Consider the following 15,073-nt stretch of genomic DNA (forward strand, 5'->3'; position numbering starts at 1 on the left):
ATTTGCTTGCGCCTGTCTCTCGCCTCGTACCTCGGCATCGACGCGTCAGCGCAAATTAGACGCAGAGTATCGCTCTAATAAAATCGACTATCGAGCAGACACAAAAAAGCCCTCACGCAGAGGGCTTTTTCACATAGTATGGAGTTGGATCGGCGGTTAATGGAATTCCGCTTCACCCATCGCCAATCGTATCTTCTTCATGGCGTTCTTTTCAAGCTGACGGATACGCTCCGCTGACACACCGTATTCGTCGGCCAAGTCGTGCAGTGTCGCTTTATTCTCGTTTAGCCAGCGCTTAATCAAGATATCGCGGCTACGATCATCCAGTTCAAGCATCGCGCTTTCAAGACGACGATTCGAATCCGCTTCCCAGTTGCCGTGTTCTAGCACTGCCGCCGGATCATAGCTTGAATCTTCTAGGTAATTCGCAGGTGCTTGATAAGCACTGTCATCGTCATCATCACTACCTGCATCAAACGCCATGTCAGTAGAGCTCATGCGACCTTCCATCTGACGTACCACTTCAGGGGTCACACCCAGATCACTCGCCACTGACTCAACCTCAGAATTGCTTAACCAAGTTAAACTCTTCTTAGCGCTGCGCAGGTTAAAGAACATTTTGCGCTGCGCCTTAGTGGTAGCCACCTTAACGATACGCCAGTTCTTCAGGATAAACTCGTGAATCTCAGCCTTAATCCAGTGCACAGCGAACGACACCAAGCGCACACCGACTTCTGGGTTAAAGCGTTTAACGGCCTTCATCAGACCAACGTTACCTTCCTGAATCAAATCCCCTTGATTCAAGCCGTAACCAGAATAACTTTTGGCAATATGCACTACAAAGCGAAGATGGGACATAACCAGTGAGCGCGCCGCATCAAGATCTTCTTGATAGTACAGGCGTTCAGCTAAGTCGTGTTCTTCATCCGCTGACAAAATCGGAATGGTACTAACGGCCTGAACATACGACTCGAGATTTTGACCCGGAGTCATCATGTCAATTGGCTGGAGAGCTTGACCCATTTCTATTTCACCTCTTCGTGTTCATACTGAGTATGACAAAATACTAGCAATAAAGTTTTTTAGGTGTGTGTGACAAATAAGGAGAGTTAGCCATTATTTATCAACTTTTCACCGCACTTTGTTCCTTTGTGTACCTTGCACATCATTATGCAATGTATTTGGACATCGGCTGCTTTATTGCAGCTCAATATCCCTGATATGGCGACTGACGGCAATCCAAGAGCCGATCACGCCAATCAAAGCGCTAATAGTTAAACATATTATAATTTCAACTGCATTAAAACTCTGCAATTCAAACTCGGCATGATACAGCTCGATCAACTGCTCAGCAGGCGCGCTAACCCAGAGCGTCAGTAGGATGATACAGAGCGTGGCAAATACTCCGCCTAACACACCAAACCAGAAGCCCATGTATAAAAAAGGACGACGGATATAGCTGTTGGTCGCGCCGACCAGCTTCATCACCAACACTTCGTCACGGCGGCTTTCTACCGCGGTACGAATGGTGTTACCCACGATCAACAACACAGCAAACACCAACAATGCTGAGATCGCATACACAAAGCGCTGACCAAAATCTAAAATCGTCGCCAAGCGCTGCAGCCATTCGGCATCCAGCTCGGCATGCTCCACCTGTGGCAAGCTTTGTAAGTGGGCGCGTAGCTCCTGCAGCGCCGGCAAGGTCGTCAAATCTACCGCCGCTTTAGGGATAACCTTCAACACGATCGGCAGTGGGTTTTCTGGCAAGGTCGACATAATCTCTTCGTAGCCGCTGGACTGCTCAAAGTAGCGTAAGCCTTCTTCTTTAGAGATATATTCGACGGATGCCACATCGGCTCGGCTCGATAGTTGGTGCGACAATGATAGCGCCTGGGTATCGTCTTGATTGGGGAACAGATACAGCGAGATCACTGATTGCTGTTCCCACTGATCCGTTACCGACTGCACGTTTTTCAGTAGTACAAATAAGCCACCAGGCAAAGACAACGAAATGGCGATCACCAAAATCGTCATGATGCTCGCCAATGGATGTCCGACCAAACGCCCTAGGCTTTCTTTTAAAAAGGCTTGGTGCTGGCGCAAATACAGCTTGATATCAAAACGCTGGCCAGTGCGCCAAGGATTCTTAGTTTTACCCGCTTGACGCTGCTGTCGTGTCGCACCACGGCGAGAAGGCTGTGGAGGTTTAGCCATCAGGAAAACCCTCCATCGTTGACCATATGGCCTTGATTTAAGGTCAACACACGATGGCGCATACGTGCCACCAACGCCAAGTCGTGACTGGCCACCAACACGGTCACCCCGACACGGTTAAACTCTTGGAACAGGTTCATGATTTCGGCTGACAAGCGTGGGTCCAAGTTACCGGTCGGCTCATCGGCCAGCAGTAACTGTGGCTTATTCACCACCGCTCGGGCGATACCAATACGCTGCTGCTCACCACCAGACAACGCCATCGGGTTAAGTTTTTCTTTACCCAACAACCCAACCTTATCAAGTGCCGCACGCACACGTTTGCCAGTCTGCGCATCATCCGCGCCACTGACTTGCAGCGGCAGCGCGACATTGTGAAACACGCTGCGATCAAACAACAGTTGGTGGTTCTGAAACACCACCCCCACGCGGCGACGGTGATACGGAATCGCGCCTTTGCCCAAGGTACTGAGATCAACACCGTCGACGAGGATATTGCCCGTTGACTGACGCTCAATCATCATGATGAGCTTCATCAGCGTACTTTTACCTGCACCAGAATGTCCGGTCAAAAAGGCCATTTCGGCCTGACGCAGATGAAAGCTCACCTGCGACAGTGCTTCTTGTCCACTCTCGTACTTTTTACCTACGCGCTGAAACTCAATTTCCACCTAGACGTCCCCTGTAATAAATTGCTGCCTAACTGTTACTCACTGGCAAACAGCGCGTCAACAAATTCTTGTGACTTAAACGGTCGTAAATCTTCGGCTTGCTCACCAACACCGATATAACGAATCGGTAAACCAAACTGCTTGGCAATCGCAAAGATGATGCCACCTTTGGCGGTACCGTCGAGTTTAGTCAACGTAATACCTGATACACCGACGGCTTCGGTAAACAGTTTCGCTTGGCTTAGGGCGTTTTGGCCCGTGCCAGCATCTAGTACCAACATCACTTCGTGTGGCGCTTCGACGTCCAGTTTCTTCATTACGCGCACGACTTTTTCTAGCTCGTTCATCAAGTTGGCTTTGTTTTGCAAACGACCGGCGGTATCGGCAATGACGATGTCCACGCCGCGTGACTTAGCAGACTCGATGGCATCGTAAATCACCGACGCTGAATCGGCACCGGTATGTTGCGCCACCACGGGTACGTTATTACGCTCGCCCCACACTTGTAACTGCTCAACCGCTGCGGCACGGAAGGTATCACCCGCCGCCAACATCACGCTCTTGCCTTCGGCTTGGTACTTCTTCGCCAGTTTACCAATGGTGGTCGTTTTGCCTACACCATTAACACCGACCATCAAGATAACAAAAGGACCCTCTTGCTTTTCAGGCACCAGCGGCTGCTCTGAATTCACCAAGATATCCTTAAGCTCACTCTTAAGTGTACGCATCAGTGCATCAGTGTCTTTCAGCTCTTTGCGATTCAGCTTATCGGTCAGTGAATCGATCAATGCTTGCGTCGCTTCAACCCCGACATCGGCCATCAATAGCTGAGTTTCTAACTCTTCTAGCAGATCGTCATCGAGCTTTTTACTGCCCATAACAATAGACGATAAACCAGACCCCAAACCACTGCGCGTGCGCGCCAAGCCTGCCTTAATACGCTGCGACCAAGATAAGGTTGGCTCTGGTACTGGCTCTTTGGCTACCACTGGCTGCTCTTGTACTGCAGGCTGGGCTTTCGGCAATGGCTCTGCCTCGGCCTCTGGCGCTTCTTTAGTAGCTGTTACTTCCTGCGCTAGGTCACTCGGTGCCACGTCTGGCGTCGCATCAGACGGCTCTTCCTTTGCACCAGGCGTGGCCTCGGATTCAGACACTTGGGATTCGACAGGCTTAGCGTCGGAGGTCATGCCTTTGATCAGCGCGCGCTTGATCAAAAACGCTAACGCCGCCAACACCACACCGATCGCAATCGGTGCATAGCGCGCATATTCGCCAAAATAAGGCGTCAGGTAAGCAATAATTTGGTCTACAAATTCCATTCACTTCTCTCTAATTTGATCCCAATGGATGGGAGAAATGGGCCGCGTCACTTGGCCTTGCCAAATGCAGGTGCGTCAAAAGCGCTGATTTTAGCATCATTCCTATTGGCAAAAAGCCCTAGTTTCGTGGAAAAATGCAGGTATGTTTTCTAAACACGCCTAAAGACTATGTTTAAACGTGATCAGCCCTTGTTCAGTCGTCCAGTTTTAGCGGCCATTATCGTCGTCACCATGCTCGCTATTTGGCTCCTTAATCTGACCGCACCCACGGTAGACCTGACGACACCCGAGATAAACCAATGGCAAACCGAGTCCGGTATCCCAGTGACTTGGGTGACCCAAGATGACTGGCAAGCAGGCAATAAACTTACGCTTACACTGGTATTTCAGGCCGACACACGCCAACCCGAGCTGACCGCCACCACCTTAAACATGCTCAGTGGCCCAAGCTTGCCGCTTAGCACCGCCACCATCAATCAGCGTCTAAGCCCATTAGCGGCCAATGTTGCAACAAACTTTACTCAGCAACGCCAGTTTTTAACACTGACTCTTAGTAATCAGCCACAGTTTTTAGAATCAAGCTTTAATCTGTTTGATACTTGGCTAAACCAGACACAGTTTAAAGCGACCGCTCTGGCGCGCCTACAACGACAAACCACCACTGATAGCGCTCAGCGCCAACTGCTGCAGCAGTTTATGCCAGACGTTCAAGCGCCCCCTGCTGAGCCACTTAACTTGCCCCAAGTAAACCAATACCTCAGTCAGCTTAAACAGCATGTCTCGCATATCGTCGTGGCCGGCGCCATCGACGCTAGCGTTACTCCCAGCTTGCAAGCAGGCTTAAATCGCATAACTCAACACATGACAACCGCTACTGAATCCCCGCTAACGGAGTGGGCGCAGCAGCCTGAGATTCAGCGCTTTGGCGAAGGTGAGTTAAGCGCCTTATACGGCGCCGTAGGACTGGCACCACTGAATTCAGTGGAAGACTGGCTCGCCCTGCAAGTTTGGGCGCGCGATATGCTTGAGACCCAAAAACAACGCCTTGCTAGCTCAGTGGTGCAATGGCAACTACAGCTGGCGGGCATAGCCCCCTACGCCACGTGGCAAATTCAACTGCCGCCAACCGTCCTGCAAAATACTGCAACCGAAACGCAGCCAGATACAGCGTGGGTGGATCTTCATACCTTGCCAAGCTGGCAAGACAGCGATGTCTTTGCACAACGCAAACAGCAACTGCTGACACGTCTCGCCACACTGAGCCAAACGCCAGAATGGTGGACCCAGATGGGCAGCCGTGTCGGTGCGCCTTCTGGCCCGTTAACCTTGACGCAATTTGCGCAAGACTACAGTCAAATCGCGAACTCTTTTACAATAGAAGACTATCAGCAACGCATTGAGACGCTGCTGCGTCCTTCCTCTCGACAAGAAATTCAGGTTAGCCAATGAAAAAGCCCAGCAACAAACACTCCAAAAGTACGTCTAAGTTACGCATCATTGGCGGGGAATGGCGCTCACGACAGCTTCCGATCCCAGATATTGAAGGTCTGCGCCCCACCACCGACCGAGTGCGTGAGACCGTGTTCAATTGGCTAAACTTTGAAGTGCCAGGCGCTCGTTGCTTGGATTTGTTTTGTGGCTCAGGCGCACTTGGTTTAGAAGCGCTCTCTCGTGGTGCAAAAGACTGCACCTTTGTTGAGCTAAATAAACAGGTCGCACAGCAAATCCAACAAAATCTTAAGACACTCAACGCCCCTCAAGGCCAAGTGGTTCACTCTGATGCGCTGTCTTTTTTACAGCGCCCGAGCGAAGCCTATGACCTGATTTTTTTGGATCCGCCGTTTCGAAAAGGTTTGTTAGATCAAGTCATTCCAGCGCTAGATAGCCAGTGGCTTAAGTCTGGTGCGCACATCTACATTGAACGCGAATCGGAAAAAGAGCTGCCACCGCTACCGGACAACTGGCAATTACTGAAAGAGAAAAAAGCCGGCCAACTGACCTTCGCTCTCTATTGCGCTATGTAAAAAATTGTTCAGTTTGTGCACGGTGCTTGCATACAACATCAAAACTGCTCTATGTTTGAGCAATAATAATGATATTACTCAAGGTGTCGTATGCTGAAGAATTTCTCATTTGGAGCCAAGCTTAAATTCTTGCTCGCCTGTGCTATCGCAGGCTTTGTCTTGGTTACACTGGTTGCCATCAATGGCATGAACGCACAGCAAGAAGCCAATGATCAGCTTAGAACCTACGGTGACATTGGCTCTGGTGTCGACAAAATCAGCTTAGGCATCCTAGAAGCCGCTGACGAGTTGCGCAACCTTAACGACAGCAACTACCAAGCTTACTTAAGCCAATTGCGCGACACCAAAGCACAAGATCTCGCCATGCTTGAGCGAGATATTCAAATGGTGGATCGCGAACCGCTTATTGCCGCGTTAAAAGCCTCCAAGACCCGTCTTGAAGACTACGCCAATGCCCTGCTCTCGCTAGCCGAGCAACGCAGCATCATAGGCTTTAGCAGTCAATCAGGCTACAAAGGCGAGATCACCGCGTTAGGCGATCAGATTTCTGAAAGCATTGCCCGCATCAGCCTACTCAATCGTGAATTCGTCAACGTGCGCAAAGTGGAAGGCAGTTACTTGAGCGAGCCCAGCCCTGCGGCACTAGAAGAGCTTAACGCAAGCTACGAGCGCTTCATGTCTCGGGTGAACAACTTTGGTTTTGCTGACACTGTTGGTACCACAGCGCAACAATATTACGATGCCATCTTGGCCTATGGCCCTGCCTACAGCGCGCTACAGCAAGCAGAGGATAACTTTGACTCACAAAAACTGGCCTTTACTGCTGGCCAGATTGAGCTTGCCGAGATTATTGAGCGCTATGTGCTCGAAGCCGAACAAGCAGCGGATCGCCAGGCCTCCCAGTCCCTTTACACCTTGATTATCGTCAGCATTGCCGTGGCGGTATTTGCTAGCATCCTGATGGTGAGTATCAGCCGCAGTGCGCGTCGCACCTTGAATCAAGTGATTACTGACTTAGTCAAAGTCAAAGAAGGTGACATGACCGCCAAAGCGACGGTTAATAAAAAGCGTCACGATGAGTTTGACGATTTAAGCGAGTCCCTTAACGAAATGACCAGCGGCCTCGGCAATGTCTTGTCGGATGTGGTATCGACTACTACTAGTGTCAGCACCATGATCAACGACCTTAACAGCGCTATGGCTAAAATTGCCGACAACAACCGTTCAGTAACCGAGCGCACTAACTCCTTGGCAGTGGCTACTGACGATATTTCAAACCGCATCACCACGCTTTCTAGCAGCACCGAAGAAATGCGCGAGCACTCCAACGAGACTTATCAATCGGCTAAATCTGGCGCCACCACGATTCGCGTCGTCCTCGATAACCTTAACGAGACCGTCGAAGCGGTCAACAAAACCAGCCACCAACTGGATGAACTCGGTAAGCTATCGTCTAATATCGACAACGTCATTGGCATGATCAACGATTTGGCCGAACAAACGAACTTGTTGGCACTGAATGCGGCGATTGAGGCGGCTCGTGCTGGTGAAGCCGGTCGTGGATTCTCAGTGGTCGCCGATGAAGTACGCTCTTTGGCAGAGAAAACCGTCGATGCCACCTCTAAAATCACCGAGATTGTCAGCACCATTCAGACGTCGACTCAATCAGCCATCAACACCATGGAACATGGTCAACAGAAGCTGCGCGTGATCGAAGAAAATGGCGCCGAAGCCGAAACGGCCATGCGCACCATCGAAACCAATGCCCAAACCAGCTCGCAAGCGTCCAATGATATGGTGAATGCGATCCAAGATGTGGCCAGCACCGCAGTACAGATGAGCAGCGAAATGGACCAAATCGCCCAACAGCTGAGCGAAGACAGCCATTCAATCGAAGTGATCGTCGACAGCGCTCACAAGATTCACAATATGGCCGACGGTTTATCCGCTAAAACTCGCGTCTTTACCCTGCGTTCTTAATCGCAAACGACCCAGCCTGTCTCATCAGGCTGGGTTTTAATCCCCCTCTCTTGAAGCCATACCACGCAGGCGCTAGACTGTGCTCCATTTAGTCATTTTCTTTAGGCCGCTCGTGTCGCGGCGTGTCGCTTATTTTCATCAGGAAACGCACAACCTATGCCGGAGACTATTCCAGCCGATTCTGTGGGGCTCATTACACCACAAGTAGCCCAGTTCGATGAGCCATTGGTTCTTGCCTGTGGCCAGACCCTACCCACCTATCAACTGATCTATGAAACGTACGGCCAACTCAATGCCGACGCCAGTAACGCTATCTTAATCTGCCATGCGTTAAGTGGGGATCATCATGCCGCTGGCTACCACAGTATGGAAGATCGCAAGCCAGGCTGGTGGGACAGTGCCATTGGCCCAGGTAAACCGATCGACACTAATCGCTTTTTTGTTATCAGCCTGAATAATCTTGGCGGTTGTGGCGGCAGTACTGGCCCGACCAGCGTCAATCCAGCGACAGGCAAGGTTTGGGGCGCAGAATTCCCCATGGTCACGGTCGAAGATTGGGTCGTTTCTCAAGCACGTTTGGCGGACCGCTTTGGTATTCAGCAATTTGCCGCTATCGTCGGCGGCAGTCTTGGTGGCATGCAAGTCCTTGAATGGAGCGTGCGTTACCCTGAGCGTTTACAAGCAGCAGCAATCATTGCGTCTGCGCCTAAGCTATCGACACAAAACATTGCCTTCAACGAAGTGGCACGCCAGTCGATTCGCCGCGATCCAGAGTTTTTTGATGGCAATTACCAAGCCGAAGACACGATTCCAAGAAATGGCCTAGGCTTAGCGCGCATGCTCGGCCATATCACCTACTTATCTGATGATTCGATGGGCAACAAGTTTGGCCGTCAGATGCGCCACGACACCTATCAATACAACTACGAAGTTGAGTTTGAGGTGGAAAGCTACTTACGTTACCAAGGTGAAGCCTTCACCAAGCGTTTCGACGCCAACACTTACATGCTGATGACCAAAGCACTGGATTACTTTGATCCAGCGGCCCGCGAAGGTGGCGATCTGGCCAAAGTACTGAGCAAAGCGCAGTGCGAATTCTTATTGGTGTCTTTCACCACCGACTGGCGCTTCTCGCCGGCGCGTAGCGAAGAAATCGTCGACGCTCTGATCCGCTGCGGCAAACACGTCAGCTACACCAAAATTGAAGCCATCGAAGGCCACGATGCCTTCTTATTCCCGATTCCGCGCTACATGAATGCGCTGCGTGGTTTTCTTGGCCGTGTTGCCAACCGTTTACCAGAGGAGCAAGCCTAATGCGCGCTGACTTAGAACTTATCAGTGATTGGATTCCAGCAGGCTCGCGCGTGCTGGATTTAGGCTGTGGCAACGGTGCGCTGCTAGAGCACCTACAACAACACAAACGTGTGGCGGGCTACGGTTTAGAAATCGATGCCGATAACATCAACACCTGTATCGAAAAAGGCATTCCGGTGCTTGAGCAAGACATCGATGAAGGTTTGCAAAACTTTGCTGAGCAGGACTTTGACATTGTTGTCATGGCGCATGCGCTGCAACAGTTCCGCCGCCCTGACCTACTGCTTGACGAGATGCTACGCATCGGCAAAGAAGCCGTCATTACCTTCCCCAACTTTGGTCACTGGCGCAACCGCATCCATTTAGGCATCAAAGGCCATATGCCGGTGTCGGAGTTCTTGCCCTACAACTGGTACGATACGCCTAACATTCACTTCTGTACCTTTAGTGATTTTCGCGATCTATGTCAGTCAAAAAACTTAAAAATCCAACGTTGGGCTGCAGTAGACGGACAATTACGCGATCATTGGTGGACGCGTATGATGCCCAATTTATTCAGTGAAACGGCGATCTTTAAGGTCAGCCGCTGATCAAGGAGTCGGTTATGAAATGGTTACTCAGTGTATTACTTACCTGTGTTGTGAGTTTGGCCCACGCCGAGCAAGTGCAAAGCTTTGGTCGTTACCAACTGCACTTCAACACCTTTGAGTCAGCCTTTCTAACCCCCGAGATCGCGCAGCAATACGGCCTGACTCGCAGTAAAGGGCAAGGCCTGCTAAATATCGCCGTCACCACACAAGCCGACGGCGAGGTGCCACAATCGCAGCCTGCCATCGTCTCGGGACACATCAAAAACTTGATGGGACAGATCATTCAGCTGTCGTTTCAAACCATCGACGAAGGTGATGCCGTCTATTATCTTGCGCCGTTTCGCAAAACCGACGATGAAATTCTAAAGTTCCACATTGAGGCCAAAACCAGCGCCGATGCTGAGCCGATGACTGTGGACTTTCAACGCCACTTCTACGTGGACTAAATAGGTGTTTTCATGAGCCAAACCATCGTACTTGCCAGCAACAACCTAGGTAAGATCAAAGAGTTTAACGAGCTGTTCCGCCGCTTTAATATCGAAGTAAAGCCGCAAGGGGAATTCAGTGTCGAAGACGCCGACGAAACCGGCTTAACGTTCGTCGAAAATGCCATCCTCAAAGCACGTCATGCCTGTGCCATCACAGGTTTGCCTGCTTTGGCGGACGACTCAGGCATCGAAGTGGACTTCTTGGACGGCGCACCGGGCATTTATTCAGCGCGCTTTGCCGGTGAACACGGCGACAATGATGCCAACAATGCGCTGTTGCTAGAAAAGCTGCAAGGCGTACCCAGCGCCCAGCGTACGGCGCGTTTTCATTGCGTATTGGCCTTTATGCGCCATGCCAACGACCCAACGCCAATCATCGCTCACGGCACTTGGGAAGGCCGTATTTTAGAGTCACTAGAAGGGGCTGAAGGCTTTGGTTACGACCCGCTATTTTACGTGCCCGAAAAAGGCTGCAGTGCGGCCAGTCTAAGTAAACAAGAGAAAAACCAAATCAGCCACCGCGCTCAAGCGCTGACGGCTCTATTGGAAGCGTTTAAAGCACGCCAGCTGATTGCATGAACACACTGCCACCGCTGAGCCTTTATATTCACGTCCCTTGGTGTGTACGCAAGTGCCCTTACTGCGACTTTAACTCACACCAAGCGGACCGCTTTGAAGAAAACGGCCAGCTGCCCGAACAAGCTTACCTCGGCCAATTACTCGCCGATCTTGAGGTCGATCTGCCCTATGTGGCGGACCGCCCCATACAAACGGCGTTTATCGGTGGTGGTACGCCAAGCTTAATGAGCGAAGACTTCTACTATCAGCTGTTCGACGGTTTGCGCAGCAAGCTTAACTGGGCGCCAGATGCAGAAGTCACCATGGAAGCCAACCCTGGCACGTTTGAGCAGGCCAAGTTTGCCCACTTTCGCCAAGCAGGCATCAACCGACTGTCGATTGGCGTACAAAGTTTTCAGCCAAACCTGTTGAAAACCCTAGGAAGAATCCACAACCGCGACGAAGCCATTCGCGCTGTGGATAAATCACGCCTAGCGGGGTTTGATAATATCAACATCGACTTGATGCATGGTTTACCCGATCAGAGTGTCGAAATGGCGCTAGAAGATCTGAAGCTGGCCATCGATTTAGACCCTGAACATTTGTCTTGGTACCAGCTCACCATCGAGCCCAATACCGAATTTTACCGTCGCCCGCCAACGTTGCCCGAAGACAACACACTGTGGAATATTCAGGACGATGGTTTGGCACTGCTTGAGCAACATGGCTATCACCAATACGAAGTATCAGCAAACGCTAAACTAGGTCGTAAAGCGTCGCATAATTTGAATTATTGGCGTTTTGGGGACTATTTAGGGATCGGTGCTGGCGCCCATGGCAAAGTGACTCTACCAGATGGTCAAATATTTCGTACACGAAAGACACGCCATCCGAATCACTACCTGAACAACCTCCCAGAAGCGCTTGCGATCAAAGAGGCCATTGCCAGCGAAGACCTGCCGCTGGAGTTCATGATGAACCGTTTGCGACTGTTTGAATCCTTTGCTTTGGACGATTATCAGCGCTATGCCTACCAAAATGTACCGAAAAGCTTAGAAAAGTCCTGTTCCGAGGCAGTTTCGCGCGGATTACTGGATTCTGTCGCTTGGCGACAAGGACAAGTCAGCACCACCCACAAGGGCAAACTCTTTTTAAATGAGCTGTTGGAGCTGTTTTTAACGGAATAGTCATTCAAATGACAATTGTTTGACATCTAATGAAGTTACTGCCATTCTCACTTTCCCGAAATTGCCCAGCACTCGCCGTGCTGGGCAATTTTTTGATCATGGATCGTAAATTTGCATCCGTATTTCAGTCTAAATCCTCAGCTGAGGATACCTGTGTTTCGGCACGGTTAAGTGTGATGCCATCTCTCGGAATCACCCTTTAGCGACAATTGGAATGCCTGCTTTGTCACTGTGTACTATTCGTAGTTCTCGCGCTTTGCTTTCATTCCAATTGCTACCAATAAGTACGTTTGGGAGAAACAAAAGATGAGTAAACATTCTTCGACAAAGGGTCGCGAGGAATATGCTACTTCCTACAAGGTTGGACAGGATAACGTCCAGTTTTTAGGGTTAGATGTGCACAACCCGGTCTTCGGTACCAGTGCCATCATTGTTCTATTATTTGTAATCTGTTCTATCGTCTTCCCGACTCAAGCTCGGGATGTCCTTATGGCAGCACGCGGTTGGTCAATCAATAACTTCGATTGGTTCTTTATGATCGCCGGCAACATCTTCGTGTTGTTCTGTTTACTGCTCATCTTTTTGCCTATGGGCCGCATTCGTTTAGGCGGTACCGAGGCCCGTCCAGAGCACTCCACCATCGCTTGGTTCTGTATGCTATTTGCTGCCGGCATGGGTATCGGCTTGATGTTCTGGAGTGTGGCGGAGCCTGTGGCTTACTTCACCGGTTGGTACGGCACACCTTTGAACGCTGAAGCCAATACTCCTGAAGCAGCCCGCTTAGCCTTGGGTGCAACGATGTTCCACTGGGGTCTACACCCTTGGGCGATTTACGCCGTCGTGGCACTGGCGTTGGCATTCTTTGCTTACAACAAAGGCCTACCTTTAACCATGCGTTCGGCGTTTTACCCGCTGTTTGGTGAACGCGTTTGGGGCGCACTAGGTAACATCATTGATGTGATTGCCGTGATCGCCACTATCTTTGGTCTGGCGACATCACTTGGTTTTGGTGCGCAACAAGCCACTTCTGGTCTGCATTTCTTGTTTGGCGTACCAAATACGTTGATCACGCAAATCGTTGTGATTGCTGTCGTCACCGCCGTGACCATCGTATCGGTCGCACGTGGCCTTGACGGTGGTGTGAAGATTTTATCTAACCTAAACATGATCATTGCCGGCATCTTGGCACTGTTTATCGTGATCGTTGGCCATACAGCGGACATTTTCGCAGCGATGGGCACTATCTTCTTAAGCTACGCCGAAAACATCTTGCCACTAAGTAATATGGTTGGTCGTGAAGACGAAACCTTCTACCACGGTTGGACAGTGTTCTACTGGGCTTGGTGGATCAGCTGGTCACCATTCGTAGGTATGTTTATCGCACGTGTATCACGTGGTCGTACCGTACGTGAGTTCATCATCGCCGTATTGTTGGTACCGACTGTGGTATCTATGGTGTGGATGGCCGTGTTCGGTGGTTCCGCGCTAGAGCAAGTACAACGTGAAATCGGCGCACTGGCTGAAGGTCTAACTGACCCTTCACTAGCCATGTTCCAAATGTTTGAGTCGTTCCCGCTAACGGACCTTATCTCATTTATCGCCGTGATCTTGGTACTGGTATTCTTCGTGACTTCATCTGACTCAGGCTCACTGGTTATCGACGGCATCACCGCTGGCGGTAAAACTGATGCACCGATCTCTCAGCGTATGTTCTGGGCGATCCTTGAAGGCATCATTGCCGTGGCACTCTTGGTCGGTGGCGGCTCTGAAGCCTTGACCGCCATTCAAGCGGCAGCCATCACGATCGGCCTACCGTTTACCTTGCTGATGCTGGTCATGTGTCTGGGTCTATGGAAAGGCCTGAAGAGCGATCTGAAGTTCGTACGCTAACTCAGACTACAGCATAGACTTCATAAAGGCGGGATTTTATCCCGCCTTTATTGTTTTTAGCTTTACCTTTGGTTAAACTGCGCTTCCTCTTAAGGGAGTAATCTTCTTCATGCCAGTGAAGATCCTTTGTCAACATAATTGAGCCTCAAGCTCATGGCAAAGGAGTCCAGACACGTAAGTGTTGGGATTGATGAGACTTAAGACGATAACTTGGCTCAGGTGGGCACAAGTTGGTCGTCTTATGTTTAATCGCCCACCAATGGACACATAAATGGAAGCCATCCTTACCTCTATCTCTACCGTTGCCTTAGCGGAAATGGGCGATAAAACTCAGCTATTGGCATTATTCTTAGCTGCGCGATTCCGCTCAAAGTTCCAAATCGTCTTAGGCATTGTCGCCGCGACTATCATTAACCACTTAATTTCGGCTTGGTTAGGCGTACAAATCACAAATTGGGTGCCAAGTGCTTGGTTAAACTGGTTAATTGGTGCTAGTTTTATAGCCGTAGGCCTGTGGATACTCATTCCAGACAAAGATGACAGTGAAGAGAGCAGCTTTCTTAAGTCAGGCGCTTTTATCGCTACCTTTGTGCTATTTTTCATCGCAGAAGTGGGCGACAAGACCCAGATTGCTACCGTAATATTAGGGGCTAACTACCATTCCGTGCTTTGGGTAACTGTCGGTTCTACCATCGGCATGCTGCTGGCGAACGTACCTGTGGTTTACGCAGGTCAGTGGCTAATGGAACGCATTGATCCTAAGAAAACACGTATCGCGGCATGTGTTTTGTTCTTGCTGATGGGCATCGCAGCCATTATCTACCCAGCCGTATAA

The 15,073-nt window shown here is 50.4% G+C and carries 14 protein-coding genes; 10 read left to right on the plus strand and 4 right to left on the minus strand.

Annotated elements, in window-relative coordinates; genetic code table 11:
• Positions 1 to 156 precede the first annotated feature (156 nt).
• The 4 genes from rpoH to ftsY form a co-directional block, all read right to left on the minus strand.
• A complete protein-coding gene (gene rpoH / locus JQX58_RS05595; protein ID WP_204145853.1) occupies positions 157 to 1,023 on the minus strand; it encodes an RNA polymerase sigma factor RpoH in 867 nt (288 codons plus the stop codon).
• A 174-nt stretch (positions 1,024 to 1,197) separates the two neighbouring features.
• Entirely contained in the window at positions 1,198 to 2,217 is a 1,020-nt protein-coding gene (gene ftsX, locus JQX58_RS05600; protein WP_204145854.1) for a permease-like cell division protein FtsX, read from the minus strand.
• Positions 2,217 to 2,888 carry a cell division ATP-binding protein FtsE gene (gene ftsE, locus JQX58_RS05605; RefSeq protein ID WP_204145855.1) on the minus strand — a complete coding sequence of 224 codons (672 nt, stop codon included), beginning with the start codon at positions 2,886 to 2,888 and terminating at the stop codon, positions 2,217 to 2,219. The genes ftsX and ftsE overlap by 1 nt, the downstream gene beginning before the upstream one ends.
• Positions 2,889 to 2,923: 35 nt before the next feature.
• Positions 2,924 to 4,207 carry a signal recognition particle-docking protein FtsY gene (ftsY, locus tag JQX58_RS05610; protein WP_204145856.1) on the minus strand — a complete coding sequence of 428 codons (1,284 nt, stop codon included), beginning with the start codon at positions 4,205 to 4,207 and terminating at the stop codon, positions 2,924 to 2,926.
• Between the two features lie 168 nt (positions 4,208 to 4,375).
• Between ftsY and JQX58_RS05615 the strand changes: the two genes are divergently transcribed.
• The 10 genes from JQX58_RS05615 (at position 4,376) to JQX58_RS05660 (ending at position 15,073) form a co-directional block, all read left to right on the plus strand.
• Positions 4,376 to 5,656, plus strand: coding sequence for a hypothetical protein (locus JQX58_RS05615; protein WP_204145857.1), 1,281 nt, complete (start codon positions 4,376 to 4,378; stop codon positions 5,654 to 5,656).
• Entirely contained in the window at positions 5,653 to 6,231 is a 579-nt protein-coding gene (gene rsmD / locus JQX58_RS05620) for a 16S rRNA (guanine(966)-N(2))-methyltransferase RsmD (RefSeq protein WP_204145858.1), read from the plus strand. The genes JQX58_RS05615 and rsmD overlap by 4 nt, the downstream gene beginning before the upstream one ends.
• A 90-nt stretch (positions 6,232 to 6,321) precedes the next feature.
• Positions 6,322 to 8,211 (plus strand): methyl-accepting chemotaxis protein, encoded by a 1,890-nt coding sequence (locus tag JQX58_RS05625; protein WP_204145859.1) that lies wholly within the window; start codon positions 6,322 to 6,324, stop codon positions 8,209 to 8,211.
• A 156-nt stretch (positions 8,212 to 8,367) separates the two neighbouring features.
• Positions 8,368 to 9,525 carry a homoserine O-succinyltransferase MetX gene (gene metX / locus JQX58_RS05630; RefSeq protein WP_204145860.1) on the plus strand — a complete coding sequence of 386 codons (1,158 nt, stop codon included), beginning with the start codon at positions 8,368 to 8,370 and terminating at the stop codon, positions 9,523 to 9,525.
• Complete coding sequence (gene metW, locus JQX58_RS05635; protein ID WP_204145861.1) at positions 9,525 to 10,115, plus strand: methionine biosynthesis protein MetW; 591 nt, start codon at positions 9,525 to 9,527, stop codon at positions 10,113 to 10,115. Before metX ends, metW begins: the two co-directional genes overlap by 1 nt.
• 14 nt (positions 10,116 to 10,129) lie before the next feature.
• A complete protein-coding gene (locus tag JQX58_RS05640) occupies positions 10,130 to 10,561 on the plus strand; it encodes a DUF4426 domain-containing protein (RefSeq protein ID WP_204145862.1) in 432 nt (143 codons plus the stop codon).
• Positions 10,562 to 10,573: 12 nt separating this feature from the next.
• The gene (locus JQX58_RS05645; protein ID WP_204145863.1) at positions 10,574 to 11,182 is read left to right on the plus strand and encodes an XTP/dITP diphosphatase; all 609 of its coding nucleotides are present in this window, start codon (positions 10,574 to 10,576) and stop codon (positions 11,180 to 11,182) included.
• On the plus strand, positions 11,179 to 12,348 hold the full coding sequence (gene hemW / locus JQX58_RS05650) for a radical SAM family heme chaperone HemW (RefSeq protein ID WP_204145864.1): 1,170 nt from the start codon (positions 11,179 to 11,181) through the stop codon (positions 12,346 to 12,348). The genes JQX58_RS05645 and hemW overlap by 4 nt, the downstream gene beginning before the upstream one ends.
• Before the next feature lie 306 nt (positions 12,349 to 12,654).
• Complete coding sequence (locus JQX58_RS05655; RefSeq protein WP_204145865.1) at positions 12,655 to 14,238, plus strand: BCCT family transporter; 1,584 nt, start codon at positions 12,655 to 12,657, stop codon at positions 14,236 to 14,238.
• A gap of 271 nt (positions 14,239 to 14,509) precedes the next feature.
• Positions 14,510 to 15,073, plus strand: coding sequence for a TMEM165/GDT1 family protein (locus JQX58_RS05660; RefSeq protein ID WP_204145866.1), 564 nt, complete (start codon positions 14,510 to 14,512; stop codon positions 15,071 to 15,073).

The sequence above is a fragment of the Marinomonas ostreistagni genome (genome assembly GCF_016888445.1).
Lineage (GTDB): Bacteria > Pseudomonadota > Gammaproteobacteria > Pseudomonadales > Marinomonadaceae > Marinomonas > Marinomonas ostreistagni.

Excerpts from the sequence above, each read along its gene's own strand:
- rpoH (WP_204145853.1), bottom strand. The coding sequence starts at position 1,023 with ATGGGTCAAGCTCTCCAGCCAATTGACATGATGACTCCGGGTCAAAAT.
- ftsX (WP_204145854.1), bottom strand. The coding sequence starts at position 2,217 with ATGGCTAAACCTCCACAGCCTTCTCGCCGTGGTGCGACACGACAGCAG.
- ftsY (WP_204145856.1), bottom strand. The coding sequence starts at position 4,207 with ATGGAATTTGTAGACCAAATTATTGCTTACCTGACGCCTTATTTTGGC.
- JQX58_RS05615 (WP_204145857.1), top strand. The coding sequence starts at position 4,376 with ATGTTTAAACGTGATCAGCCCTTGTTCAGTCGTCCAGTTTTAGCGGCC.
- rsmD (WP_204145858.1), top strand. The coding sequence starts at position 5,653 with ATGAAAAAGCCCAGCAACAAACACTCCAAAAGTACGTCTAAGTTACGC.
- JQX58_RS05625 (WP_204145859.1), top strand. The coding sequence starts at position 6,322 with ATGCTGAAGAATTTCTCATTTGGAGCCAAGCTTAAATTCTTGCTCGCC.
- metX (WP_204145860.1), top strand. The coding sequence starts at position 8,368 with ATGCCGGAGACTATTCCAGCCGATTCTGTGGGGCTCATTACACCACAA.
- metW (WP_204145861.1), top strand. The coding sequence starts at position 9,525 with ATGCGCGCTGACTTAGAACTTATCAGTGATTGGATTCCAGCAGGCTCG.
- JQX58_RS05640 (WP_204145862.1), top strand. The coding sequence starts at position 10,130 with ATGAAATGGTTACTCAGTGTATTACTTACCTGTGTTGTGAGTTTGGCC.
- JQX58_RS05645 (WP_204145863.1), top strand. The coding sequence starts at position 10,574 with ATGAGCCAAACCATCGTACTTGCCAGCAACAACCTAGGTAAGATCAAA.
- hemW (WP_204145864.1), top strand. The coding sequence starts at position 11,179 with ATGAACACACTGCCACCGCTGAGCCTTTATATTCACGTCCCTTGGTGT.
- JQX58_RS05655 (WP_204145865.1), top strand. The coding sequence starts at position 12,655 with ATGAGTAAACATTCTTCGACAAAGGGTCGCGAGGAATATGCTACTTCC.
- JQX58_RS05660 (WP_204145866.1), top strand. The coding sequence starts at position 14,510 with ATGGAAGCCATCCTTACCTCTATCTCTACCGTTGCCTTAGCGGAAATG.